This is a genomic window from Paenibacillus sp. YIM B09110, assembly GCF_037167145.1.
GTDB lineage: Bacteria > Bacillota > Bacilli > Paenibacillales > Paenibacillaceae > Pristimantibacillus.
The window spans coordinates 70,876-97,758 of record NZ_JBANSP010000005.1; the positions used below are offsets into that span (position 1 = coordinate 70,876).

At 50.0% G+C, this 26,883-nt stretch carries 19 protein-coding genes and 1 pseudogene; 5 read left to right on the forward strand and 15 right to left on the reverse strand.

Annotation, left to right across the window (positions count from 1 at the left end):
- The first annotated feature begins 89 nt into the window (after window positions 1-89).
- Together V8F51_RS09185 and V8F51_RS09190 are read left to right on the forward strand one after the other, a co-directional pair.
- The gene (locus V8F51_RS09185; protein WP_337099888.1) at window positions 90-1,517 is read left to right on the forward strand and encodes a helix-turn-helix domain-containing protein; all 1,428 of its coding nucleotides are present in this window, start codon (window positions 90-92) and stop codon (window positions 1,515-1,517) included.
- The gene (locus tag V8F51_RS09190; RefSeq protein ID WP_337099889.1) at window positions 1,514-3,280 is read left to right on the forward strand and encodes a sensor histidine kinase; all 1,767 of its coding nucleotides are present in this window, start codon (window positions 1,514-1,516) and stop codon (window positions 3,278-3,280) included. Before V8F51_RS09185 ends, V8F51_RS09190 begins: the two co-directional genes overlap by 4 nt.
- 14 nt (window positions 3,281-3,294) lie before the next feature.
- Here the strand turns inward: V8F51_RS09190 and V8F51_RS09195 are convergent, their stop codons facing one another.
- The 5 genes from V8F51_RS09195 to V8F51_RS09215 all read right to left on the reverse strand — a co-directional run bounded on the left by V8F51_RS09195 (window position 3,295) and on the right by V8F51_RS09215 (window position 10,888).
- Window positions 3,295-4,764 carry an arylsulfatase gene (locus tag V8F51_RS09195; protein ID WP_337099890.1) on the reverse strand — a complete coding sequence of 490 codons (1,470 nt, stop codon included), beginning with the start codon at window positions 4,762-4,764 and terminating at the stop codon, window positions 3,295-3,297.
- Window positions 4,765-4,912: 148 nt separating this feature from the next.
- On the reverse strand, window positions 4,913-6,898 hold the full coding sequence (locus tag V8F51_RS09200; RefSeq protein ID WP_337099891.1) for an alpha-L-rhamnosidase-related protein: 1,986 nt from the start codon (window positions 6,896-6,898) through the stop codon (window positions 4,913-4,915).
- A 246-nt stretch (window positions 6,899-7,144) separates the two neighbouring features.
- Window positions 7,145-8,299, reverse strand: a complete 1,155-nt coding sequence (locus V8F51_RS09205) for a family 43 glycosylhydrolase (protein WP_337099892.1) — start codon at window positions 8,297-8,299, stop codon at window positions 7,145-7,147.
- Window positions 8,300-8,331: 32 nt separating this feature from the next.
- The gene (locus tag V8F51_RS09210; protein WP_337099893.1) at window positions 8,332-10,227 is read right to left on the reverse strand and encodes a family 43 glycosylhydrolase; all 1,896 of its coding nucleotides are present in this window, start codon (window positions 10,225-10,227) and stop codon (window positions 8,332-8,334) included.
- 106 nt (window positions 10,228-10,333) lie between these two features.
- On the reverse strand, window positions 10,334-10,888 hold the full coding sequence (locus tag V8F51_RS09215; protein WP_337099894.1) for a TetR/AcrR family transcriptional regulator: 555 nt from the start codon (window positions 10,886-10,888) through the stop codon (window positions 10,334-10,336).
- A 157-nt stretch (window positions 10,889-11,045) separates the two neighbouring features.
- Between V8F51_RS09215 and V8F51_RS09220 the strand changes: the two genes are divergently transcribed.
- A complete protein-coding gene (locus V8F51_RS09220) occupies window positions 11,046-11,732 on the forward strand; it encodes an SDR family NAD(P)-dependent oxidoreductase (protein ID WP_337099896.1) in 687 nt (228 codons plus the stop codon).
- Between the two features lie 64 nt (window positions 11,733-11,796).
- Here V8F51_RS09220 and V8F51_RS09225 read toward each other — a convergent pair whose 3' ends face one another.
- Together V8F51_RS09225 and V8F51_RS09230 are read right to left on the reverse strand one after the other, a co-directional pair.
- Window positions 11,797-12,213 carry a hypothetical protein gene (locus V8F51_RS09225; protein ID WP_337099897.1) on the reverse strand — a complete coding sequence of 139 codons (417 nt, stop codon included), beginning with the start codon at window positions 12,211-12,213 and terminating at the stop codon, window positions 11,797-11,799.
- A 61-nt stretch (window positions 12,214-12,274) separates the two neighbouring features.
- The gene (locus V8F51_RS09230) at window positions 12,275-14,758 is read right to left on the reverse strand and encodes a glycosylhydrolase-like jelly roll fold domain-containing protein (RefSeq protein ID WP_337099898.1); all 2,484 of its coding nucleotides are present in this window, start codon (window positions 14,756-14,758) and stop codon (window positions 12,275-12,277) included.
- 140 nt (window positions 14,759-14,898) lie between these two features.
- On the opposite strand from V8F51_RS09230, the gene V8F51_RS09235 reads away from it, so the two are divergent.
- On the forward strand, window positions 14,899-15,768 hold the full coding sequence (locus V8F51_RS09235) for an AraC family transcriptional regulator (protein WP_337099899.1): 870 nt from the start codon (window positions 14,899-14,901) through the stop codon (window positions 15,766-15,768).
- A 229-nt stretch (window positions 15,769-15,997) separates the two neighbouring features.
- Here the strand turns inward: V8F51_RS09235 and V8F51_RS09240 are convergent, their stop codons facing one another.
- The 4 genes and pseudogenes from V8F51_RS09240 to V8F51_RS09255 all read right to left on the reverse strand — a co-directional run bounded on the left by V8F51_RS09240 (window position 15,998) and on the right by V8F51_RS09255 (window position 22,433).
- Window positions 15,998-17,179: an IS256 family transposase gene (locus V8F51_RS09240; RefSeq protein ID WP_337099900.1), complete on the reverse strand. Its 1,182-nt coding sequence runs from the start codon at window positions 17,177-17,179 to the stop codon at window positions 15,998-16,000.
- 289 nt (window positions 17,180-17,468) lie between these two features.
- A complete protein-coding gene (gene cyoE, locus V8F51_RS09245) occupies window positions 17,469-18,389 on the reverse strand; it encodes a heme o synthase (protein WP_337099901.1) in 921 nt (306 codons plus the stop codon).
- Between the two features lie 139 nt (window positions 18,390-18,528).
- Complete coding sequence (locus V8F51_RS09250) at window positions 18,529-20,904, reverse strand: glycoside hydrolase family 95 protein (RefSeq protein ID WP_337099902.1); 2,376 nt, start codon at window positions 20,902-20,904, stop codon at window positions 18,529-18,531.
- Window positions 20,905-21,243: 339 nt separating this feature from the next.
- Window positions 21,244-22,433 (reverse strand): annotated as a pseudogene (locus V8F51_RS09255) (spore germination protein).
- Between V8F51_RS09255 and V8F51_RS09265 the strand changes: the two are divergent.
- On the forward strand, window positions 22,336-22,608 hold the full coding sequence (locus tag V8F51_RS09265; protein ID WP_337099904.1) for an NAD(P)H-binding protein: 273 nt from the start codon (window positions 22,336-22,338) through the stop codon (window positions 22,606-22,608). The pseudogene V8F51_RS09255 and the gene V8F51_RS09265 sit on opposite strands and share 98 nt — an antisense overlap.
- Before the next feature lie 98 nt (window positions 22,609-22,706).
- Here V8F51_RS09265 and V8F51_RS09270 read toward each other — a convergent pair whose 3' ends face one another.
- Genes V8F51_RS09270 through V8F51_RS09285 form a run of 4 tightly spaced genes read right to left on the reverse strand, consistent with a single transcriptional unit; the run spans window position 22,707 to window position 26,880 of the window.
- Entirely contained in the window at window positions 22,707-23,639 is a 933-nt protein-coding gene (locus V8F51_RS09270) for an alpha/beta hydrolase (RefSeq protein ID WP_337099905.1), read from the reverse strand.
- A 46-nt stretch (window positions 23,640-23,685) separates the two neighbouring features.
- Window positions 23,686-24,537 (reverse strand): alpha/beta hydrolase-fold protein, encoded by an 852-nt coding sequence (locus V8F51_RS09275; protein ID WP_337099906.1) that lies wholly within the window; start codon window positions 24,535-24,537, stop codon window positions 23,686-23,688.
- A gap of 10 nt (window positions 24,538-24,547) precedes the next feature.
- Entirely contained in the window at window positions 24,548-26,008 is a 1,461-nt protein-coding gene (gene gtfA / locus V8F51_RS09280; RefSeq protein ID WP_337099908.1) for a sucrose phosphorylase, read from the reverse strand.
- Window positions 26,005-26,880, reverse strand: a complete 876-nt coding sequence (locus V8F51_RS09285; protein ID WP_337099909.1) for an alpha/beta hydrolase — start codon at window positions 26,878-26,880, stop codon at window positions 26,005-26,007. Before V8F51_RS09285 ends, gtfA begins: the two co-directional genes overlap by 4 nt.
- Window positions 26,881-26,883: the final 3 nt, after the last annotated feature.

Consider the following 26,883-nt stretch of genomic DNA (forward strand, 5'->3'; position numbering starts at 1 on the left):
AATCATAGTTTTATGCATATTTATCTTGTTTTTTTCTATACGAATCCGCAAGGATGCTCGGTTACGATTGCTGTAAAGGAGGCGTTGCTGTGTACAAAGCAGTCATCGTCGATGATGAACGTTGGATTGTTGAAGGCATTAAGGCCGGCGTGCGCTGGGAGAATTACGGCTTTCAAGTCGCGGGATCGGCGGAGAACGGGCAAGAAGGGTTAGAGCTGATCGAGAAGCTGCGGCCGGACTTCGTGCTCACCGACATTAAGATGCCCCTCGTTAACGGTCTTGAGCTCATCAAGCGGGGCAAGGAAATTTCACCGCACACGATCTTCGCCGTTCTGAGCGGGCACGCGGAATTCGCTTACGCCCAGAAGGCTTTGAATTACGGCACCTTCGGCTATTGCCTGAAGCCTTTCGAGATCGAGGAAATCGAGAGCTTGCTAGCCAAAATCGCGCAATCGCTGAAGGATCGGGCACAGCTCGAGCCGGAGAACGACGCCCAAGAACTATACGAAATATTATGCTCCGGAAACGAGCAGTTGCTGGCGGAGAAGCTCCAATCTGCCGGCATGCCGTTCAGCGCGGGCATGCCCGTGACGCCGATCGTCGTACAGGGATATGCGCCGGCGCCATACCGGGGAGACATGCAGCATATCCGATTCCGCATGAACAGCAGGCGCGTAGGCCTCCTCGTCTACAGCCATCGGGTCGAGAAATTTCTAAGTCCGCCCGACTTGTCCGGCAACGCCGTGGATTACAGTGTCGGAATAGGCCCCTCTTCCTCCAGTCTTGCCGAGCTGGAAGCAGCGCTGGAGGCAGCATCCGTGGCGGCATATGGCTCCTTCTCGACTGGAAAAGGCGGCGTCTATCGCCCGGTCGCTCCTACGGAATCGAACATTGACGATCTGCTGGGGGAGCTTACCGGCGCTCTCGCGCTGAAAGACCGTATGCGGTTCGTGTCGGTCATGGAGTCTTGCAGACCGTTGTTCCACCGCTATGCGTTAACGATCAAGGACGCCTATCTGATCTTCAATAGCGTCATGTATTTATTCACGCGAGAAGGCGTAAAGGAGCATACCCGGTTTCTAGAAGGCTATGACCAGCTATACTACGACTACGGCCATTCCGACGTTATGATCGACTACCTGGTCAAGCATACGCTGAATCATCTGTCTGACGAGTTGTCCTCCCGGTTAGCCGGGGTGACGCACAATCGCATCAAGGAAATCCTTACGTACATTCATCATCACTTCAATCAAGAAATATCGATCCAGAGCTTGTCGGAGAAGTTTTACCTAAGTCCCACTTACTTGTCGCAGCTGTTCAAGAAAGAAGTAGGGGAAAACTTCGTGGAATACTTGTCCCGTCAGCGAATTCAGTACGCATGCAGGCTGCTGGCCGAGACGGATATGACCGTGAGCCAGATCGGCGAAAAATGCGGCTTCAACGACTACTTCTACTTTACCCGCATCTTCAAGCGGCTGAACGGCATGACGCCTACGCAGTATAGGGAGGCGCAATGAGAGCATTCAGCAAACTTTCCATCCGAACGCAGGTGCTGGCAATCGGCGCCATCCTCCTTGCCGTTATCCCGCTTGTCAGCATCTTGGCGTTCCGGCAATCCAGCGTAGTCATCGTGAACCAGAATACGCAATACAATATGGAGCTCGTGTCCAATTTGAAGCAGCGGGTATCGGACAACTACGCCAAGATTTCGGGCATTATGGTCAATCTCGGTTATGATACGACGGTTCAGGATTTTCTGGCCGAAAATGACAATCTGCTAACGTACGAGCTTTCGAAAAAAGTGCAAAGTTTAATGGGGGTCATCAAAAGCACCAACCCCGACATTGTAGACATCATTATCGTGAACGCTTCCGGCAAGCACACCTCGCTGAACGGCAAAATCGGCTTGGCTCGGGAGATGATGGACGAGCTGATCGATCACGAAGGGAACGTGCATTACGGCGGCTTCAAAAAGGCGGACCCCTTGCTCGCCAGAGACACGTTCCTCTTCGGCATGAATCTGTTCGCATCGCGCGACACGTCACGGTACGGTGAAAAAATCGGATTAATTACGGTCATCCTGGACGCCAAATCCATTCAAGCGGAGATCGAAAAGTTTCCTAGGCTGTCGGGCACGAGCTTCTACCTCAGAACGAACGGCAATCTGGTGTACGCGAACGCTGACGGATTGGAGCTGAATCTGGATGCAGAACGTCTGACACTCTATTCCGGTTACGGCGAAAGCGCTGTCAACGAGAAGATCGGCGGGAAATCATACGCGATCCAATCCTTCGACTTGCCGGAGATCGAAGGCAACATCATCTCGGCGGTGCCTATCGGCAATCTCATTAAGGAGCTGAAAGGGCTTAAGCAAACAAGCTACGTGATGTTGTTCGTTACGCTCCTTCTCGTTACGATACCCTACTCCGTGCTCATGATGAATATATTGAAGCCCCTCGGAAAGCTGATCGCATTCATGAAGCGGCTGAAGAGCGGCAATCTGGAAGTGCTGCATACGAAGGTCGAGCTGGAGGGCTACGCGGAGATCGAGGTTATATCGACCCAGTTCAACACGATGTTAAACCGGATTAACGATCTGACGCAGCAGTTGCTGGAGACGACAGGCGAGCTCTACCAAGCCGATATCGAGCGGCAACGCGCGGAGATGTCGTTCCTGCAGAGTCAGATCAACCCGCATTTTCTCAGCAACACGCTGGATGCAATCAAAGGAATCGCCATTGTAAAAGGAAATCAAGACATCTATGAAATGACAGCTGCATTAAGCAGGATGCTGCGATACAGCATAAAGGGGTCGAACGAAGTAAGGCTGGAGGAAGAGCTGAAGGTCGTCGGTTCCTATATTACGATTCATCAAGGCAGGTTCCCCGGAAGAATACAGTTCGAGCAGTATACCTCGGAAGGGCTGCATGACGTCCTTATCCCGAAAATGATCGTTCAACCCATTGTCGAGAATGCGCTGACCCACGGCCTCGAGCCGCATGCGAGCGGCGGCAAGGTCGTCATTCAAGCAGAGCTCCGGGAAGATCGGCATATGGAAATTATCGTGACGGACAACGGCGTAGGTATCGAGCCGGAACGATTGGCACAGCTGAGGAGCACCCTTCGCTCCAGAGACCGCACAGCTTATCAACATATCGGCATGAAAAACGTGAATGACCGGATTCGCCTCCATTACGGCGAGGGTTACGGCATCGAGGTGGGCAGCCAGCTCGGAAGCGGCACCGTCGTAAGAGTACGTCTGCCGCTTCCGCCGGCATAAGCTTTCGGATCCTATTAGGGTGAAATATGACTCAGAACTGTTAAGGGCTTTCGTCCGACGATAATTTTACCGTCTTGCACGTATCCTTCCTCACGCCCGTCCAGCTCGCGGACGAGGCGCTCGCGCCACAACTGCATGCTGTCGGTATACGATTCCTCTCCCGCCTTGTTCGTCAGCTCTTGCGGGTCAAGGACCAGATCGAACAGCTGCTCTTCTCCCGTTTGCGTAAACCAGATATACTTCTGACGGCCATCGGTCATATATTGATGCGATTGTTCGCCGTATGCATGCTCCCCGTGAATATAGGTCCGCCAACTGCCATCTTGAGAGAGTTCCCACGCGCGCAGCAAGCTTCGGCCGTCCACAACCGCGGGAATGTTCACGCCCGCGCAGTCAAGCAGCGTCGGCATGATGTCCCGCAGTTCCGCGACAGCATCGACGGTTGCTCCTTGAGGGGCATTTAGCATTCCGCCTGGATCGGCTATGATAAGCGGTACTTTCGCGCTGCCTTCGTAAGGGAGCGCCTTACGGAACAGGTGATGATCGCCGAGCAGCTCCCCGTGGTCTGAGGTGAAGACGATGATCGTACGGTCTAGTACCCCGTATTCTTCCATGGCGTTCATAAGCCTCCCCAACTGGTCGTCGATATGGGTGATGAGCGCATAGTAGGCAGCCATCGCGCGCCTTAGACGTCTTCTAGGAACGACGCCCGATCGAGTCACGGGGTCGAGACCGCTGCGAGCCGGATCGTCCTTAGCCGCCCATTCGCCGACGACCGGATCCGGAAAGTCCGCCCCGTCATAACGGTCCCAATACGCCTGAGGCGGATCGAACGGCGGATGCGGCCGAACGAATGAACTCCAAAGGAAGAAGGGCTTCCGCGGGTCGCGCCGGCGCAAGAAATCGATCGATTGCGTCACGACCCAATTCGTCGGATGGAGCGCCTCCGGCAGATGCCAGGGCCGGGCCATGGTCGAGGCATTGCAGTCGAGACCGATATCGATGAGATCGGCACCGGCCCCCGCGCGTTCGCGCAGCCACGGCAAATAATCGTCGCAGCTGTCATGCGACTCCGCCACCGTGTTCGTATGCTTGAAACGGTTATGATGCAAATAGCCGTCGTGCAGCACAACGTTATGGAAGCCGCATAAGCTGCGAGCCGGATCGACATGCATTTTGCCCACGCACTGCGTATGATAGCCTGCCTTCGCCAACTCGCCAGGAAGCGTGTGCTCGTAATTCCAAGGAATATTCTCCTCGTAACCGACGCGCCCGTGCGAACGCGGGCTCATGCCGGTAAACAGCGCCGCCCGCGCCGGCACGCAGGTCGGCGTTGAAGAATACGCATTGCGGAACAACATGCCCCTGCGCGCCAATTGATCCAAATTCGGAGTCTCGACGACCTTGTGCCCAAGGATGCTCAGACAATCGCCTCTCATTTGATCCACAGTAATCAGCAGCAAATTCGGCCTCGAATCGTTCATTCGTCACCATTCCTTTCCCGTCTCCCATCTACTTATTTATGAGATATACGGCACTTCCCTTCATTATCCAAAGTTACTGGCCGAGTCTCAATCACCAAATGGTGCATTTTATATACCATTTGTATCGATTCGTTCTCGGCTGCAGAAGTCATTGAACTACCGACTTCATCGTAATTCTGAAGGGAATATTTTTCGAGAGCGGGTACTCCATTCCATCATAGCGTACCGTTCCACCCTCTTGATCGGCGACAACCTCGAGAAACTGCTGCGTCAGTTCCACGGATACCGTCCCGCCGTTTACCGGAACCGTTCCTTTTATCCATTCCAATCCGCCAAGCCGAGGCTCTACGACGAACGTATCGTATCCAGCCGAGGCGGCGTATACGCCAAGATAATACCGCCCGAGCAAATAGATCGGACTCGCGCCCCAAGCATGGCATAAGCTTTTGCCGTACCGTTCGCCGTACATGCCGTATCGCTCCAGATCGGTTACTTCCGGATTGTACTCCTCCCAGAAAGTCGTCGCTCCCAATTCAAGCATGCCGCCCCAATATGACTGTATTTGATCAGTCACCGTATCCAGCCGGCCGATATTGCACATGACCTCCAGCTCGTAAAACTTAAAATAAGGGGTGCTGATCCGAGGCACGGCGTCGTTCAGAAGCACGTTCTCGATAATGCTCTCCCGCTGCTTAGCATCCGTATACCCCCATAACAGCGCAAAAATATTGGCATGACGGGTAATATTGCGTTTACCGGATTCGAAGCTGTCTATATACGCCCCCCGTTCTTCATCCCAGAACGACGCTTTAATCTGTACCTTTAACTGCTCATAATGTTCCAAATAACGCACTTCGCCACGGCCAAGCAGCTCGCCGCATGCCCATGTCGCCTTCAAGCTTTCCGCAAAAAGCATTTGTTCGGCGCTCACGGCACCGGTTTTGTCGATTTCCGCCCAGTCGATGAACACCCAATCTCCCTCTCTGCCTCGAATAAAACCGTCATCATCCGCAAGCGAGATACAATAATCCATTATCGATTTCATCCGTGGATAAATAAACATAACAAAATCGATATCCTTCGTTGCTTGATAATACTCGTTAATACTCATGATCCAGTAGAAAGAGTAATCGAGAATCGTGTTGATATGCTTAACGATAGGATCCTTCCCGCGCAATGCAATAATCGTCCGTTTCGTAATATCGGCGTCAAAATAGAGGTAGTTGTTGATCAAATAACTCTGATAAGCGTCACCCGACCATACCCAGCGGTCTCGCTTGATCCCGTCCAAGAAGAACTCCCGGCTGTTCAAATGAAACGTATATTCGGCCGTATCCCAAATCCGATTGATCATCTCATTGGAACAAGCAAAGCTTCCTCTACGGTCAAACGGCAAATATTCATACAGGGCAGTCAGACTGTATTGCTCTATCTCCGCCCCTTGGATGAACAAATACCGAAATGCCCGAGGAGGACATCGATGTGCTTCGCTTCCGGCCGGAACCGTATCAATCAGAATACTGTGCTCCGTGTCCAAAGCTTCCTCTACCGATTCACCGTAAAATATCAGAATATCGTTAGGTGTCTGAATATGCTCGAACGACAGGACTGCAAACGTTTCTTGCCCGAAGTCGTATAGAATACCATCCTGCCTTGTTTCTATCGACAGAGGCTTCAATTCCTTATATTGAAACGCGAAAATGTTAGGGTCGTCTTCTTGGTTCGGATATAATTCGTTGCAGCCTGCCGGAAGCCAATCGAAGCTGAAATCATTCGCTTCCCATGACGAGTCGCTGGCACTCCGTTCCCCATCGACATAGACGCAAGGTAGCCCGTCCGTACGGGCAATATTAATGACAATCTCATGTTGGCCGGATGAAAGGATAATCGGTTGCCGAAAGGGAAACTTCCGTCCATCGACCACAACATGTCCGATACCATGGGCGTGTACGGTCATTTCTTCAGAAGTATCGCAATACACCTCTTTTCGGAAACGCACATTGTGAAAGCAATCATCGAGACGCCAAAACGCCGGCCAGTAATAATGGCGTTCTTCCCGTCTAGTGTTCAGCAGCAAATGATGGTATATCTCAAAATCGCCTGGATACCATATCCACGTTGGCTTTTTGTTCATGTCATTCTCATCCTTTCATAGCTCGATTAGAGCAATTATATCAATTGCATCGTTTTCGTTACCCAGTAATAAAGACATTTCACCCCCGCGATAACGCCAAATAACGGCTTGTCCTTCATCCCATTTGCCTGTATAAAATCGAATCACTCTTAAGGTTGGGTCGCTTTAAGGAGGCAAATAGACCGAAAGACAGAAATGGCGATGCAGGGTTAACCTCCCTAGCACCACCATTTATTTTCGCCTTTATTATTGAATCGTTACAACGGCTTTCGCGGTGTACCCCGCTGTGTCCAATCTCCACCCCGGTGTACCGAAGAACGGACTGCCGTCCGGCTTCCATAATAACCGTTGAACACGAGCATGCCGATTCGGATCATAGAGCGGTTCGCCATCAATTTCTTTATAGGGACGCGCATGATAAATTATCAAATCACTAGCATCATCTTCTGACACCGTAAAGCTGTTGTGCCCCGGACCATACTCGGAAGCAGTTGCGTCGCTTACGAATACGGGATCTTTCGATTTCGTCCATGATGCTGGATCTAACAGGTCGCTCGTATCGTCCGCCGTTAACAATCCCATACAGTAGCGGTCATCCGTAGCGCTGGCAGAGTAGGCCATGAACAACTTGCCGTTCCGCTTCAGCACGGCAGGCCCTTCGTTCACGCGATGGCCTTGAATCTCCCAGTCATATTCCGGAGACGAAAGCTTGACCGGTTCGCTGCAAATCGACCACGGCGTATCCATCCTCGCAATATAGAGACAAGACGCATCCATAATTTGAGCCCAGGCTAGATACCTTTGTCCATGATGTTCGAAGGTCGTCGCATCGAGGGAGAAGCTCTCGACCGGGAGCTTGATCTTTCCTTTCTCCGTCCAAGTACCGGTTAGTGGATTCTCATCCTCACATTCCAGTACGTAAGGGCGAATGGCCCACTTCTCCTCAGCCGATCCGGCCGCAAAATGGATATACCATTTGCCGTCGATTCGATGAAGCTCCGGCGCCCAAATATGGTTGCCCATTTCTCCCGTTTCATGCTTCGTCCAAATCACCGTTTCCTCCGCGCTAGACAAGCCTGCGACGGTACGGGAACGCCGCAGAACCAACCGATCATACTCGGGTACGGACCCGGTAAAATAATAGTATCCGTCCGTATGTTTATACACGTAAGGATCAGCACGATTCGGAACCAAGGGGTTCGGATAGTTATCCTCCCTAATCTTCCCTTCAACCGTAAAGCTTCCCGGCTTCAACAAACGCGACGCGTCGACTGTCTCCCATTCAACAGGAAACTTCTCTTGGAAGCCGCCCTCCAGCTCCACAACGACATGTTGCGGCAGACTTAACGACTCTCCGACCTCCAACCTGATCGGACATTCTTTAATATTTGCTATCTTCACGGTATTCGCCCGCTCCTTCGCTCTTCATTTTCTTACAAAACCTTTACCGTCATAACGATGTCTTTATAGGCTGGCGCCAACTCTTCTTCCGCCGTCATATTTAGAATCAACGTGCCATCATAGGCAACATGTGCCGCTCTAACCATGGTGTGACGGCATGGATCATGAAGACCGCCTGCACCGATGCCACAATGAGGATCCGGTTCCGGTCTTGCGTGATAAATATTAATCGGATTTCCATACTCATCTATGGCAAACGAGTTATGACCGGGACCGCAATGAGGATTGATCCCTTCGACATTCACGACATCCTCTGAGCTTAGGGCTGCATAGGTCAGGTGCGTCCAGCTTGCAGGGTCCATCATATCCGCTCCGGCATCCGCAATCATAACGGCTGTACAATAATATTTATCTACGGTAGCCCCCGCATAACTAAGATATATTTTATTTTGATATTGCAAGACTGCAGCTCCCTCAACAATACCTTGGTCTACGTTGTCTACGTTATGTTTGCCATACTCAAAGGGCCATTCTATACTTTTTATTGTTACCGCTTGGCCCGTCAGCTTGGCAGGGTCGATTGGATCGACTTTTTGTATATGAAGACTTCCGCTTTGGGGCCAAATATAATATCCGACTCCATTTACTTCAGCGAAGGTCATGTCGAAGCCGCATGGAGAGTTCTGAAGTGCTTTCGGTTTCCAATTTTCTTTGTTCAACATACCGCCCTGCTGAATGTCTTCCATAGTGCCGGTATATTCAACAAGCACCATGGTGGAGCACCAATTTCTTCCGCCAGCGCCTTGCCCGGCACCAACTAGGATATACCATGTATCCTTAATCTTATGAACCTCGGGTGCCCATAGAAAAGGCGTGAATCCATCCTCGCCTCTTGGTATCCACACATCATATTCTTCTGCGGTCCGTAATTCGGCAAGCGTCTTGGCTCTTCGCAATGTGACCCTGTCATAATCTACTTCACCCATTGCGCTTTCGGTCCATGTTGCTGCATTTGACTCGGGATAATAAGACCCTGTGGCGTAATAGTAATGATCATCCTCGTTGTAAAAAATGAACGGATCAGCTCTTTCCGGTATGTAAGGGTAATCAAATACCGATTGCACTACAGTACCCCTTACCTGGTATGTACCGGGTTTCGACGTATGAATCGCATCGATATCCTCTTGATTCCATTTAACTCCGAGACTTTTCTCCGAACCGTCGCTATACGTTAGCTGGACTCGGTCTTTAAAGGCAGGAAGCGTTTCTCCTGCTTTAATAGTCATATCATCTATCATTTCTCTGCCCGTATTGGTTACAGGCGCATATTTTCTAATCACACTTTCATATTCCTGCTGGGACAATTCAAATTGTGAAGCCTCGCTAGCGACGGCATTCTCTGGAAGGATGCCATCAATCCCCGTATCCATATAATCATGAACGATCGTTGAGGAAAACGAATGCAAAAGATCCTCGGAAGTAGAAACAAAGGATGCTGAGCCATTGGAGCTTCTCCAAAATAGCTGATAGGATTGGGCGACTTCATCATAAACCACTTTTGGGTCTTCCACAGTCAACCCTTCAGCATTTACCTGCACCCATCTTTGATTGTAAAAAGAAAGAAGATCGTCTGAGTCCCATACATATACGCCGGTGCCTTTATTATTTTCAGATGATATCAAGCCGTAAGTGCCATCTGATTTTCGGAATAAGCTGGGAGAACCCATCTGTGCATTTGGTTCATTTTCTACCGAATCTGTCCATTTTATATAGAGGATAGGCTTACCCTTGTTAAGAATGGTGTAATGATCTGAATCTGCTTCTTTCGCTGCAATATATAAAGCATCAGATCTTCTTGAATCTGCCGGAGATAAATATCCTCCGTCTCCCTTGCTTACATAGGTTAATAGAGTACCGCCTTTTTTCACTGCTGCCGCCTCGTTTCTCTTAAAGGTTGCCCATAGAAAAGCACACTACCCTATTTTCCAATTTTATTGAGTAATCGTAAATGATGCATGATAGGTATTCACTGATCTATTGTCCATTCATTAATAATAATGAAACCCTTTTGGCTACTTCCTCTTTACTAGTAATTACGTTTCCGGAAGTCCACTGAAAGGCGCCTTCATGGATGACTTGCGCATAAATAGGTACGTATAAATTTTTCTCTGTATCGGCATAGCTGTTATCCAAACTTTTTGACAAATAAGCTTTCAACTCATTTATGATCTTTTCTTTCAACTGCGGTACGACAAAACCAATATAGCTGCTGCGACATTGTATGTTCGGCTGTTCATAAAAATCGCATACCGCTAACACGAGCTGAACGATGCTGTCTTGATCGAATTTCTCGGCGCCGTTCGTACGTTTTACGATTGCAGCTGATGCGGAATCTCCCATAATATAGTCCAACAACTCGTACTTATCATGGAAGTGCGCATAAAATGTAGCCCGATTAACATGTGCTCCTTTTGTTATGTCCGCTACCGTTATTTTTTCAAAATCCTTTTTGGATACTAATTGAAAAAAAGCGTTGATCAAAGACTGTTTCGTCTGCGTCATTCGGATATTCATTGCTTTTGTTGCCATTTTTCTTCACCTCATATCTCGACAGTTTATCTATTTTGTTGCTATAGCAACATTCGTCCATCGTTTGTTGGTTGTGACGTCAAATCATTAGGTGTATATTATCCATCAAAGCAACACATGTTCCTTTAATATAACACGGATGAGGAGATCACAAAAAATGAAAACTATTGCAATCATAGGCGCAGGTCCTGGCTTAGGTTTGTCGTTAGCAAAGAAATTCGGAAGCAAAGGCTTTATCGTGGCTGCTATTTCGCGTAATCCCGAGAAATTATCGGCTATCGTCAGTGAACTAAAAGCGCTAAATATTGAAGCAAAATCTTATGTAGCGGATGTCACGGACTTGGCTGCATTAAAACAAGCCCTCCAAGCTGTTAAAAAAGATTTTGGTACGATCGATGTGCTGGAATTCAGTCCTTATGCAGGCTGGAATACATTTACCCATGTGCTCAAAACAACGCCTGAAAGTGTATTAGACCAAATAAACAGCTACTTGCTGCCTGCCGTTCTGTCAGTCAATGAGGTATTGCCAGATATGTTGAATAACAGCTCGGGTGCAATTCTGTTTACAACGGGCATATCTGCTATGTTCCCTTTATCTTTTGTCGGTAATGGCGGAATCGTTATGTCGGGTATTCGCAATTATGCAACGAACCTGCACAATGAGTTAAAAGATAAAGGCATATTTGTCGGACATCTTTCAATCGGTACCATGATACAAGCGGGAACAGAAGGGGATCCGGATGTCATTGCAGATGCTTGGTATGACCTATACGACAAAAAGGACCGCTTTGAAGAAACATTCCCGCAAGGGTTTGATCCGAGTAAATTTCCTAATACCCCTTAATAGGAAAGCCCATGATTAATCGATGTTCTCGATCAATCATGGGCCATCCTTATCGTGTGTTTCCTTAGTCGATAACAATAACAAGCTCCGCGGGATACATTCCTTCTGCTGCAGCCGACAGCACAACGCGTCCTCGTTCTCCGGTGAACCGGATGATCGTGCTGACGCAGCCTCGGTACATATGCATCCAATTTCGGTCATAAGGCTCGCTGGAACAGAGATCGCCATTATCGACGGCTATAATCTCCGCCGGTCCGGTAACCTGGAACGTTACCTTCGCGCTTTCGCGGAATACGGGGACCCCTTCCTTATCGAATGATCGGACGGTGAATAATTTCTGATAACCTTCTTCGGCTGCCAGTCTGATATCTTCCCCATCAAAGCGCAGTCTCGAGGCAGGCTCCGCCGTTCTGAGCGTATACGCACAGACCTCCTGCTTGCCTATGAAACCTTTTATTTCTGTTCGGTCTTCAAGAAGCATGAGCAATTAAGCCCCAGCCAGTTCAGAAAAATTCATTACTGAGGCTATACAAACCATATCGTTACTTCCGTACACCGTTAAGCTGTACCGGTCCAATCAGCCCGGATGCATACGACTTGCCGTCGTATTGGTTAGCCAAGCTGTTCGTTACCGCCACCTTAAGCACATTTACTCCTGGCTTTAAATAACCTCCAATGTCAAATACATAAGGGCTCCACATGCGCACTCCCGCTTCCCGATCGTTGACCCACAGCCGTGCCAGATCTGGAGCCTCGCCAAGATCAAGCTTAACCTCGGCCCATGCAGACGGATCGCTTAGCTCAAAGCTTTTCTCATACGTAACCGTACCGGAATAGTGCTTCAGACCATCCCATTCGGTCCAGGAGGAAAGAGTCGGTAGTTCAACATTTCTTCCTAGGCCTTCAACGACACGCCAATGGGCACATAAATCGGCAATTTCAACGGCCTCACCTGGTTCACAATCCATTCCGCCTTGCTCCATATTCGGGTCAACGGCGATAATCACACATTCCCGGCGCTCGACTCTTACACGGAGTCTCTGGCCTTCCTCAGCCTGCTCTACTCTTGCCCGCCTAACTTCTCCGGTCCAAGGCAACCAATATTCCGTATAACCGGAATGGTTCATCGCTAGCGTTCCTTCGTAACCGGCTTCGCCTTCATTCACGATAACGTAGAACAGGATGCCACGCTTCGTTATTCGGCTGATCCGGATGGAATCGACTGCAGGCTCAAGTTGAACTTTTTGGCCCAGTCTACGTAGCAGCAGCTCCGGTATTTCTTCCTCGCCTCCAACCCGAACTTGGCCGATGTCATTCGTTGTTTGAATGTCATCGGATAGCTCGATGACCAATCCGCCCTGATCCGCAAAGGTTCGCAGCATCCGCCAACTGTCCGGCGTCAGCCGCTTTCCATTCTCCACCAAAACCGCCTTGTAGCGGTACCCGGCAATCGACAATACCCCATCCTTGCATTCGATGGAGCCGCCTAGCAGGCTTTCTTCCAAATAATTAAACTCAATCTGTCTTTCGTACAGCGGCTTGACGATTCTCCATGGCAATTCGGCATCCCCGGCGATAACCGCCGTTTCCGCGCCGTTTCGGCTGTCGGTCATCAGCCAACTCATCCGCTTCATATATCTCGCAAATTGGGCGTAATCCTGCCACCATATATTATTGGGCCCTACATCCGGCGGCCGTTCATCCCTGCGTTCCCGGCGAATGGAGTAATAGAAGGCATGAGGGACGATCAAATTGACGCCTCTGACGAACAGCCAGTCCAGATACCACTTTATATTGTCGGCGCTGAGCGACCAACCGCCTTCGATTCCGCAGACGCCGAAGCTTTCATTCATATTTCTTCGTTTGCCGCGGTGGCGCGCCGAATCAGACGAGCACTTGCCCATCGTGCTGTGCACGCCTGTCACCGCCTTTCCTGCTTCCGGCGCAACATATCTCCAAACCACATCTTGTCCCGGAATATGAAAATGCTCCAACAGCCCGATATCGTTGCTCGCCGCCGGGTGACCGGTCAGTCCGATCCCGTGGGCTTCGCACCAATCGGCCAACGCCTTATAATACGTCCGGGCCAGCCGATTACGGATTACCGTTTCGTAAGCTTCGCGAATCGTTGCCGTCGTTTCTCCGGCCTCGAACCAAAGCGCCGCCAAATCCTGTTCCCGGCATCCGCTCTCTATATATTCATCCATGAAGCCTTGGGTCCAAGGCTTCAATCCGTTCAAATGACTGCGCCCGAGCAAATCCGGCTCATCCGTAAACATCGCAATAACCGTGCTTCCGAAGAAGCGGCGCAGCTTCTTGTAATACGTTTCATGCGTCAACCTGATGAACGTCTGGACCGCATCGGGATTCAATAAGTCGGCGGCCAAAGGAGCGTCGGACTCCCCGTCGTCCTGACCGGGATGAACCCCCCGAACGGTCCCTTTGGAAGGAGTCTCGATGAACAAAAGCACCGACCAATCTCGGGAATCCGGAGGGGCAAACCGAATGCCGTCCTGCTCGGGATGAAGCACAAGCGAGCTCTCGGCGTCAATCTCTACCCCGGAAAGCTTGCGAACCGCGAGAGCGGAAACCAGATTTTCTTCTGGCAACAGCACCACCGGGATTTGAACAGCCTCTCCATTCGCCGTGCAAGGATATTCCTTCACTTGCAAACCACGGCTGGCGTAATCGCCGTTCTCCTTCACGACCATTCCGCAGGCTGAGCCGGAAGGATACATGCCTTCGTCATAAAGAATGACCTTCATGCCCAGCTGATCCGCTTCAGCTACCGCCAATTCGACAAGCTCCATGTAAGGCTCCGACAAATAAGGCATCGACTTTGGCAGGCCCATTCGCGGGTGAATAACGAAGCCGTCGACTTCCTTCGCGCGGAAGTCATGGATTTGTCTAATGGTTTCCTCGGCTGACAGCTCGTCATTCCAGAACCAGAACGGCAGCGGGCTAAATTCAGCCGGCGGGGCGATGAACTCCCTCTTTAAAGCGTTTAATTGGTGCAAACTATTCACTCCCTCTTCTCCTATTCGCGTAATGCTTGTATTCGTATTTTTTTCATTATAAGATGAGGCTGAGTCCAAAAACCCTGTCGATTCTGACTTTTATACTGGATATTCCGGACATCATACGTGCGACCCATGGAGAGATCAGGATGACGATTCAACGTTCAATCAGCTTGTCCAAAGGCGATCATTATTTTCGTCCCGATGTTCCCATATTTGTGAACCGGGCGATTGAAGCTTTCAACAAGATCGAGCATCGGCATGATTTTTTGGAGATCAGCTATGTCGGGGAGGGCTCAGGCACTCATTATATCGGCGATCAGGCGTTGCAAGTGCATCAAGGAGACATCTTTCTCATTCCTGTCGGAGTCTCCCACGTATTTCGTCCTGCCGCCGCATCGGACAGCCGCCCGCCCATCGTCTACAACTGCTTGATGGCTGTTGAATCGATTCGACCTCTGCTGCAGAGCTTTCCCGGAGGAGCGGAGCTTGCAACGCTGCTGGATGAGCCCGATTGGCGGCATTACCGCGACGCGTTCGGTGAATTCCGGCGGCTATTTCTGAAGCTCTATGACGCCTACGCAACCAAACGGCCTGGCTGGAACACCGAGCTGCACTTGGCAGTGTTCGAGCTCCTGCTGTACCTTCACCGCTATCAGGCGGAGCCTTCTAATGCTGCTCAGGGTGCCGAATCGCCAGGTATGGAGATAGCGCTCCATATCATCCATAACCGGTTCCATTCCCCCATTACTTTAAAGGAAGCAGCCGAACTGTCCGCTCTTGGAGAGCGGCAATTTCATCGTAAATTCAAAAGCCGAACCGGCATGACGTTTATCGAGTACGTCCAGTCGGTTCGGATTGACGAAGCATGCCGATTGCTCCGTACGACCGAACGCAAAGTCGCGGACATCGCTTCCTCAGTCGGCTACCAAGATATCACTTTTTTCAACAGACTGTTTCGCAAAAAAACGGGCCTTTCGCCCAGGGAGTACCGGAAGGAAAACGGCCAAGCGCATTAGTGCATTTCTAATCATGCAAAAAAGGAGTTGTCCCAGAAGGGGCAGCACCCACACAAATTGTCTTTGATTGGATTTCATACAGGCTAATGAGCGTAAAAGAGCGCAAACGGGTAGCGTAAAGAAGTTTGTGTAAGGCAGTAGGAATATTCATCGCGATGATGGATAAGAGTTATTTTTGAATGTTCTTAAAAATTTGCTGCTGGGGTATCTCTTCATCACAATTTGGTCATTATTGATTGGTTAGTGGGTAGCGTTCTTCGAACAACTCGGCAAGCTTCTCTTTGACTTCTGGCATACCGAATCCAGGTGTGACGCGTTCCGCATACTTTTCGTTGTACTCGATAATTTGCAGGTAGACGACCTTCTCGGCTGCATCCATGTTCGTCAAACTGTTCATGGGCTTGAGCCGCTTGCGAAACTCCTTATTCATGCGCTCGATGGCATTGGAAGTATAGATGGCGTTCTTAATTGCTGCGGGGTACTTGTAGAACGTCAGCAGAGTCGACAGTTGGCTTTCCCAGGATTTCATCTCTTTCGGGTAAAGCTTGCCCCACTTGGCTTTCACCGTATCAAAGGCGGCAAGTGCCAGGACATGGTCGTCCGCGTTGTAGATCGTCTTCAGGTCGTTAATGACATTAGTCTTGTGCTCGACCCGGATCTTAGGGAAGGTCAAACGAACCTTGTGCACGATACAGTGCTGGACATCTGCCTTCGGATAGGTCTCCCTAAACGCCTCTTCCAGCCCAGGCAGGCCGTCGAATACACCGAGCAACACTTCCTGAACCCCGCGGCTGTAAAGATCTTTTAGCACTTCACGCCAGCCGTTTGAACTCTCTTGTCCTCCGATGTAGAATCCGAGGATCTGCCGGCGTCCATCTTCATCGATGCCCATAGCAAAATAGATGACCTCGCCGCTCACCGTGCTACGCTTTAACTTGATGTACAACCCATCTAAATAGATAACGGAGTAGCGTTTCGAGAGTGGGCGTACTTGCCAGTTTTTGATGTCTTCGAGTACAGTAGCCATAATGTTACTGACGGTGGTTGGAGAATAGTGGCTACCAAACATGCTTTCCATGAAGCGAGCGACGTCTCGGGTTCCCATGCCACTCTTGTACATTTGGATGACCGCCTCCTCAAGCCAACCGTCACGGCGTTGGTACGGTTCGAAGACTTGGGTTTGAAACCCACCGTTACGATCCCGTGGGACAGTCAAATCCTCAATATTACCGAATTTCGTGTGCAACGTTCGCTTGTAATAGCCATTGCGGCTGTTGTGCCGATCGCTCTCGTCTGAGGTCATAAAAGCTGCGATTTCTGCACGCATGATGCTTTCGAGATTTTCCTGTACGAATTGCGTAACAAGATTTTCAAATAGATTTGTGAGCATGTTTTCGGGTATATTAGTCATGAGTAGGGGCCTTTCTCTGGTGGCTTCGATAACCCCGAGAATACCCTACTTTTTTTGTGCCTGACTAGAGTGCAAATTTTGGTACACAAACAATTTTACGTCATCACTAAAATCATATCTTGCGGCAGTTGCCGGCTTGTATTATACGATTATTCATACAAATCATCTACCTGAAGAACACTAACTATCTGAATTGTACGATTTCTCGTACAATATTCTGGCTCTATGAAATAAAAAGCCGGGAATCCTTTATTCACAAGGATTCTCGGCTTTCAAAATCTTCGTCTCATTATAACAATGGAGCACCTATGGAATAGCCGACGATCATCAGGAGCAGAACCGTAATGTGGTTCAATGAGAAAATGAACATCGAACGAGCCCACTTATCCTCCGGCTTCTTACGGTACCCGTTAATGCTCAAGATCAACCAGCCCAAGGTCAGGAGCGCATTCGCCACGGCGATGAACGGATTGAACGACCAGAACAAGATGCTGCATAGGAACAACGCTACCAGATACAAGTTCATCTGCAAGTACGTCCGCCGAATCCCCTTGACGACCGGCAGCATCGGGATGTTGGCCGCCCGGTATTGCTCCATGCGGCGAATCCCGATCGCGTAAAAATGAGGCATTTGCCAAATTACCATTAACAGAAACAACGCAATGGCTCCGGGATGCAAAATATCGGGCGAAATCGCGGCCCAGCCGATCAATGGCGGCATTGCGCCAGACAAGCTTCCAACCTCCGTATTATAGATCGTTCTGCGCTTCGTCCACATCGTGTAAGGCACGACATAAAGGAACAGCCCCAGAAAGCCTAAGAACGCGGAAAGCGGAGAAGCTATATACAACGCGACCAAACCGCCGAGCGCGATCCAAGTTCCAATGAACAGCCCGCTTCCGAGATCAACGATTCCGGATACGGTCGGCCTGTTTTTCGTCCGCTCCATAATGCTGTCGATATCGCGATCATATAAATTATTGAAGACGCCGGCCGCTCCGATAACAAGGGCAGAACCTACCAAAGCCAGCACGATATTGCCGATCTTGTCGAAGAACGACAAGTCATGGACGAACAACGCCATGCTTAGCCCGGCAATCATAGCGATGAGGTTAGACTTGATGATGCCAATCTTTATCGTTTCGAAGACGACCTTCGTGACCGAGGTCGGTAATTGTTCGATACTTGCCGTATTGGGTTGTACTCGCATGACGATAACACTCCCTATAACTCATTTTTTTAGTATAGGTTACCATAATGTATCGTTCATGTACCGTTCTACGGCCATCCCTCATCATTCTGTCAAAAACCTGTGTCGCTTTCGTGAATAATGCCCCTGCACTCGCGTGTTACTTTACCGTTATCCGATATCGTTTCCCTGTCTCCATCGGGAATAGATACGATTCATTCGAAGCAGTAACCGTCTCTATTTGACGCTGATCTTCCCAAACCTCGATGTCTGGGCCGCATTTTATGGAGCACGTTTGATCTTGGCTCGAAATAATCTCGGCTTCGGTCAGCTCCCCTTGCGTCCACTTCACGCTCACTTCGAATCCTCCGCGCGCTCTCAATCCAGTAACGAGTCCGCTTGGCCACGCATCGGGCAGAGCCGGAAGAAGCTCCAAATATCCTTGATGGGATTGCAGCAGCATCTCGGCGATTCCGGCTGTAGCCGCAAAGTTACCATCAATTTGGAATGGCGGGTGAGCATCGAAGAGATTCCCGTAAACTCCGCCGCTGTGATAATTATCCGGTTCGTTTTCCTTAACAAGCGTCAATAAGTTCGAAATGAGCTGCTGCGCTCGGTTGCCTTCCCCGAACCTGGCCCACAATCCGACCTTCCAGCCGAGACTCCAGCCCGTTCCGCCGTCGCCTCTCCGCTCAAGGGAATTTTTGGCGGCTGCAAAAAGCTCCGGAGTGGCATCCTCGGTTATTTGCCGTCCCGGATATACCCCGAACAAATGCGAGACATGCCGATGGTGAATGTCTTCGTCGTCGAAATCTTTGGACCACTCCTGCAGTTGTCCGTGTTTGCCGATTTGCAGCGGCAAGAGCTTGTCTAGAGCTGCCGACAACTCGTTTCGGAAGGCTTCGTCGAGCTCAAGCTCCTCGGAGGCTTCGATGCAGTTCGTGAACAGATCCCAGATCAAGGTCAAATCCATCGTAGTTGCCGCGCTGACACCGTATTTACCCTCTTGATGAACGAATTTATGCTCGGGCGAAGTGGATGGAGCCGTAATCAAGTGCCCTTCTTCATTTTCGTACAGCCAATCCAGACAAAATTCGGCCGCGCCTTTCATAACGGGATAGGCTTTATCCTTAAGATATTGTTTATTCCGCCCGAATGCGTAATGCTCCCACAAATGCTGGGATACCCATACTCCCCCCATCGGCCAATACGCCCACACCGGGTCACCGTGACCGTAGTCGCCGACTGGGGCGGTTTGGGCCCACAAATCCGAATTATGATGCGCGACCCATCCCTTAGCCCCGTAATTGATTTCGGCGGTTTTGCTGCCGTTTGCCGCTAGGCGGGCGATGTAGTCAAGAAAAGGCTCGTGCATTTCGGCCATATTGCATGATTCCACAGGCCAATAGTTCATTTCCGCATTAATATTGAGCGTATAGTTGCTGCTCCATGGCGCGCGGGTGTGCTCGTTCCATATCCCTTGCAGATTCGCCGGCTGCGTACCTGGACGCGAGCTGGAAATCATCAGATAACGGCCGTAGTGAAACAGGAGCTCAACCAAGCCGGGATCGCTGCCGCCGTAAGCGGCAATTCTTCGATCCGTCGCCATGCCCTCCGGCGCCTTGCTTTCTCCAAGGCGAAGCGTGACCCTATTGAACAGCTTGGCAAAATCCGAAACATGCAAGCCCCGAACGTCCTCGTAGCTTTTGTGTTTAACTTGTTGCAAATAATGTTTGGACGTTTGCTCGGGGTCGCAGTCATCGCTGGCCATGCCAATCCGCGTATCGAAGTCGGTGGCTGCGCTGAAATATAAGGTTGCGTTGGTTGCGCCGGACACGTGAATACCGTCATGAGTAACCCGAGTTTCCCCGCCTTCATGAGCAACAAACATACGACCGTGGAATCGCAACGCTTCCGATTTCGCCGGATCTCCGTAACGAATCGGGGCGTCAGTCGAATAATAACTCGGAGATACATGTTCCGGAGCAAAGCCGTGAATAGCGTATTCCTCCTCCGAAGCAGAGGTTTCATATCGCAGCGGACTATCCAGCCTCGCTCGGAAGCTTAAGTACCCCGTACGGCTGCATTGAAGACGTATCACAATCAGTTGATCGGGGTGCGAGGCGAACATTTCACGCGAATATTCCACATCGCCGATTTTGTAATTCACGGAACAGATGCCTTGCTCAAGATTAAGGTTTCGCAGGTACGAACTGGCGTGATTGCCGTGCTCCATGAACAGTCGCAAATCCCCGAATGGCAAATACGATTGCGTATACGGCCCAAGCATCCCCTTGCTCAGCCGCTCGGCTTCCGCGTATTCGCCTTTGGCGATAAGTTCCCTTACTTTCGGCAATATCTCCTTGGCTTCGGGATTATTGCCATCCTGGGGATACCCGGACCACAACGTATCCTCGTTTAACTGAATTCTCTCGCTCTCTACACCGCCGAATATCATGGCGCCTAGTCTACCGTTGCCAACGGGGAGCGCTTCTGTCCAATGCACTGCAGGCGAGTCATATTGGAGTTTTAACATGGGTAACCTACCTTTCTCTCTGGCTCAAAGGATTCGTTTCTATCCTAGCAATCCTCATGGACCTGATAAAGGTTTAATTCTAACTTCTTGTTGTACAAAACTATCTACTTCAGCACATAACGACAACGGCCGCGTCGCCCCCTATGGTCTGCGCACGCGGCCGTTATCGTCTTCGTCCACTCACTTTATAATTTGATCAAATTTGCCGAACATCAGCTTGACTAGTTGGGTTGGACCCGGCAAGTTAGGATAGAAGAGCAACGTGACGGCAAGAAGAAATGACAGAGCCGTTATCCCTATCGAGATCGTACGGCATTCCCCTTGTTTTTTTGACCACCCTTACGCTTCTCGAAGATGATGATCGCCGCACTCAGAAGAACGAGCCCAATAACCGCTGCCGCTTTCATTGTTCAATTCGTTGGACAGTAGCAAAACGCCGACGCTTAGCTGTTCTTTGACGGTTTTTACATATCGGCCGTCTTTATACAAGCTAAGTCCCCTGACTTGAGGCGTCGTGGCATGACTGCTTTGTGAAAGGCAAAGCTGTCGGTAAGATCTCCGATAAGAAACAAGCAAAATACGTTCGTAACCACCATGGAAGAGGTCGGACGGGAGCAGCAGCGACTTCGCATAAAAGATATACCTTAGCCATCGAACGAATAAACTCATATATATATTTTCATAATAGTCCTCGGGCGATTGCAGCATCGTGAAAAAATTAACCGGCGCAACGAGACAACACGGCGTCCCGTCTATCACTAATCCGAACCGCCCCTCCATTAAGTTGGAGGCCACGACATCCGGCCTTTCCGTCGCCAGCATTTGAGGAAACGGAGAGTACCGTTGATCGATGATTCCCTCTTCAATGTATTTGCTCTCGAGAACATCCTTAAGCTTTAGTCCCGCAAGACGCGTTTCAACCTCCCGGACTAACGCAGGGTCGGTGATTCCTTCAACATAGACAAGTGAAATCAGCGTCCCCGTATACTCGCCTTTTATTATCGTTTTCATTTTTAATGCGGGGGTTTTCATACGCTTGCGCAGAAGCGAAAGATTGATTCCGATGGATTCCGTAAATCCGTCCCGTGCTCCTCTTACGGTTGATTCTGCCGAAGGCTCTTCCGGAGATCGTACGGGACTCTTGTCTAACGGATAAACATTGGCCGAGGGAATCCCTCCATAACTACCAAGGCGCTTCCGTTAAGAATCGCTTGCACAGCCTCGTTTACCGTGCAAGCCGCTTGAATGGAAGAGACGGGAAGCTGAGATGGCCGGGGCAAAGCGACTGTCTCCAATGCTTCCTCGCTAATTCCTTTGCTTGGATCGTTTGATATCGCCGTCAAAGTCGTTAGCGGGGCCAGCACCTGGCTCTCAAGCCGATCCTTATCGCATAATCCTTGGCAATATACGCATAGAGCGGAGTTGCCGCGAATGGTTTTGAACGAATGGAAGTTAAAATCGGAGCATTCCATAAAGACGTTTCGCAATGCCGTGACCGCTTTGCGCGATGGAGACTTATCCTTTACCATTGCTCGCCCAATGGGATTTCAGGATAAAACCGGCAAAGGCGAATGGCGATCCGCTTACGAAGGTCTGCCGCCGAAGCCTAGCCGCAGCATTTCATGCGAGGACGTTGCGGCCTTTCTCCTCGATGCTATCGAGAACGGCCGGCATGAACGGAAATCCGTTGCCATCGCCTACTAGCGTATAGCTGCATTTCCGGCAAAAACTAAATAACCAGTCATCGGTTGATTTCCGACGACTGGCTGCTTAAACTCGCAAGGCGTTTGCCATTGTTCGATCTAACGATTAAACGCTCTCGCTAGCGCATCTATATATCCATTTTTGGCCCGTTTACTGATTTCGGCCTCCGGAATGAAAACCTCGAATGCATGGTAACCGCCAGGATAAAGATGGAATTCCACATCGACGCCAGCTTGCGCTAAACGTGCAATATAACTAATTGTTTCATCTCGGAACGGATCCAATTGTCCAACGCAAGTATAGATAGGAGGCAGGCCAGCCAGATCCGTCGCGCGGCTGGCTGCAGCATAAGGCGTAATGTCTTCGTGAGCGAGCTCGCCGAGATACAACTTCCAAGCCGCTTCGTTATTCGCTCTATTCCAAACCGGAGGATACGTAATTTCGTGGCTGGAAGGAGTCACGTTGCGATCGTCTATCATGGGGTATAACGGCATTTGAAAACAGATGGCAGGTCCGCCTCTATCGCGAGCCAGCAAAGCTAGCGCCGCAGCCAGTCCTCCGCCTGCGCTTGCTCCTCCGACCGCAATTCTTGATCGATCGATATTCAATTCTTCGGAAGAGCTTGCAGTCCAAACCAATGCGGCGTAGCAATCCTCAATGGCTGCCGGATAAGGATGGTCCGGGGCCAATCGATAATCCGGGGAAATGACAACGCAGCCGGCAGCTTCCACGAATTGTTGGCATAGCGCATCATCTCCGCTAGGATGGCCCAGCACATAACCCCCGCCATGAATCCAAAGCAACGCAGGGAGCTCATCCGTCCCCCTTTGAGCCGGCTGGTAGATCTTGACCAGCATCTCGCTCTCCCCCGCACTAGCAATATGTCGCTCTATCGTGAGGACGGCATCGGATTTATCGACTGCTGGAGGAGTAAATTGCCTTGCCATAGGCAAATCCTCGGGCAATCGCAGTACCGGCAAAACTTCCAAACCCTGTTTCAGCTCCGGATCAACTTTGCTCAAAAAGTCCATCTGTCCTTCCTCCTTTTCTTTCTCCCTCTAGCTATCGGATCAATTTCTACTTTGGTTCGTAGATGGGTTCCCGCTTGAGAGGCAACCAAGTAGTCAGCGCCTTATCCAAGTAAATATCCCACATATCGAAGTCGTGCTTCATGCCTTCGGCTTCTTCGTAATATACGTTGTAGCCTAACTGTTTCAAAATGGCATAGTCTTCATGCACTCGATCGCGGATAAAGTCCTCTTCGCCTACTCCAATAAAAAGCTGCGGAACTTTCACGCCATCCGCCACATTCTTTTCTGCGAACCATCTTAAATCATGTTCCGAGCCGATGAATTCGCTCTCTCCGAGCAAGGTGTCGCGAACCTTGGAGAAATGCCAATGCAGGCTCCGTACATATTCCTCACGATCCAACGTGACGCCGATGCCGCCGGACAAATCGACAACCGCTTCATATAGATCGGGACGCATCAGACCTAAGCCAAGCGCTCCGTTTCCGCCCATCGCCATTCCGATCACGAACGTGTTCTCTTTGCCGACAGCGGATGCGAATAAGGATTGCACCACCATGGGGAGCTCTTGCGTTAGATAGTCAAAATACTTGTAACCGTAAGTCGTGTTCATATAAAGGCTGTCATTTACGGAAGGAGAGACTAGCATAACCATGTTTTTTTCGGCATACTGCTCCAGCCTTGTATAACGGTATGGTACTGTGTCGTCTTCCCCGCCGCCGTGAAGCACGTATACCGTTTGAAATTTCATGCCTGGTTCATAAGGCATTTTGTCTTCACTCTTAAGCATAGGATGTCGGTATCCTAATCCTGTCGTCAAGGAAGCCGTCGGATAGCATATCGTGACATTCGTATTTATGCCCAATATTTCCGAGCGAAAATTGTACCGCAAAATCGCCATGCTCCGCCTCCTATAGAGTAGCCTTCGTTCCGTTCTCGTCCGCGTACGTAATCTGATATTGTTTGGTACCAAAATCCGCATGAAGCGCTGTCCAGTGCTCCTGATTCCGCCAGGTGATCGCTAATGTTCCGTTCTCCGCCTGTTCGTCGATCTCAATGTCGCCATCGAAGGCCGGATAGGAATTTCGGAAGCGCATAACTTCAAGCAGTCGTTGCAGCATCGGAACTTGCAACCGTTCTTCAATCTCTTCCTTGCTATAATTATGGCGGTTCACACTCCGCGGCTCGCCTATTTGTTTCAGGGATTCAACATCATTTTCGCCGGCCAGCATTCCTACATAGTAAACTTGAGGAATACCGGGAGCGTACAGCTGAACGATTCGCGCAAGAAGATAGGCTTCATCGTCTTCGTCGAGAGCCGAGTAATAGGTGCTCATAAGCTGATATTGTCTTGCCTTCGCTCCCGACATCTTCACTACACCGGCTGGCAGGTTGTAATATTGCTGAAGCTCTTCGGTTTTCTTATTTACTCTTTCCCTCACGAAATCAATCTCTTCATCATCGAGCAGCCCAACCACGTCGACGACTCCGATGCCGTCATGGGTATCCAAAGTCGTAAATTGTTTGCGAGGGCAAATCTTCATCCAATTCACTAATCGGTCCGTACGTCCGGTCATTAAGGCGTGAAGCATGAGCATCGGCAGCGCAAAGTCGTATACCCAATGCCCCTGCTCCGCCATTTTCAACTGAATCTTATAGTTCTCGTGGATTTCCGGCAGCATTTCCGTACCGCGCTCCCGTATCGGCTTCATGCCGATATCCAGCACGTCCCATACCTCCGGTTCGACAAAGAAGCAGCTCGTGCCCGGTTTTTTGGACGCATAGGCAAAGGCATCGAATCGGATGAGCGGGACATACTCGGCAATCCGTCCCAAATTCCGTTCGTAGTATTCCTGTGTGGAGGAAGCCCACGGATCAATATCCACCTGTTCTTCGAAGAACGTATTCCAAATCTTGACGACCTTCCCGTCATCGCGGGTAAACTCCTTATAAGGACCCTGAAGCTTCCTGCGATAGAGAGCTTCCAATTCTTCTTCTGTAGGCTCGCCATTCGGCCAAAACTTGTTCCAATGGATAAACATGTCGCTGTAGGGCGAGCCGTCACCGTTCTTCATATAATCCTTAAATTCTTCACTTCGGATGGAAGCATGGTTAATCATGAAATCTGCCATGAGATAGTACTTTTCGGAAAATGTCTTGATATCATCCCAATTGCCGAATGCCGGGTCGACTTCGTCATAGTTGATTACCGCAAATCCCCTGTCGCCCGAGGAGGGAAAGAAGGGGAGAATATGCACCCCGCCGAACACTCCGTCGAAGTGCTCGTCCAGTATGGCATACAAATCCTTTAAATGGTTGCCCATGCTGTCCGCATAAGTGATCAACATGACTTGGTTTGCTATTTTCTTCACTCGTTTTCCTCCGTTTTCTCGTTTTGGGGATAGATGACTTGATGTCGCAGAGGCAACCAATCGCTGATCGCGATACGCAGCGATTCGTCCCAGAAATCCCAATCATGTCCCTTTCCGGGTACAATCTCCATTCTTGTGTCATAGCCCCACTCTTTAAGATCCTTCTCCGCCTGAATCGTACGATAGAGTGCGTGATCGCTGTCGCCAACGCGGAAAAATACAGCGGGAAGTTTCTTTCCTTCCCCAGCGTTTCTTCTGGCTATGCTATATACGTCATTCACGGTATCTCGAATATATTCAGGATCATCCAGCTTCGTCTGAAGGCTACTCTTTATAGGGACTGTTATGTCGACATCGAAGTGAAAATTACCGTCTACCGTTTTGACTACGCTTGGAACGCCAGGGCGATAGGACGCCCCTGACATCAATAGTACGGCCGCGAACCTCTCCGGATGATTCATTGCGATCTTCATTGCCCCATGAGAGCCCATCGACAGGCCTCCGATAAACGTATCCTCCCTTTGAGAAGATATAGGGAACATCGTTTCGCAAAGCTTAGGCAATTCTTCCGAGATATACGTGTAAAAATCCGTCCCGTCATAATCCGTGTAGCTTGAATTATTAGCGGCAGGCATAACGACAGCCAATTTGTGCTTATCCGCGTAGCGAACAATATTGGTGAAATTCACATAATCGCTGTCGTCTCCCATTCCGCCGTGAAGTAAATAGATGACTTGATATTTCATTCCAGGCACGTAGCTCGCGCCGATTCCTTCCATGCTGTCGGCAAAGCTGAAGGTTGGCATAATAACCGTAACATTCGTTTGCATGTTCAGCGCCTGAGACAGAAAGTTCATTTTTAAAACGGCCATCGA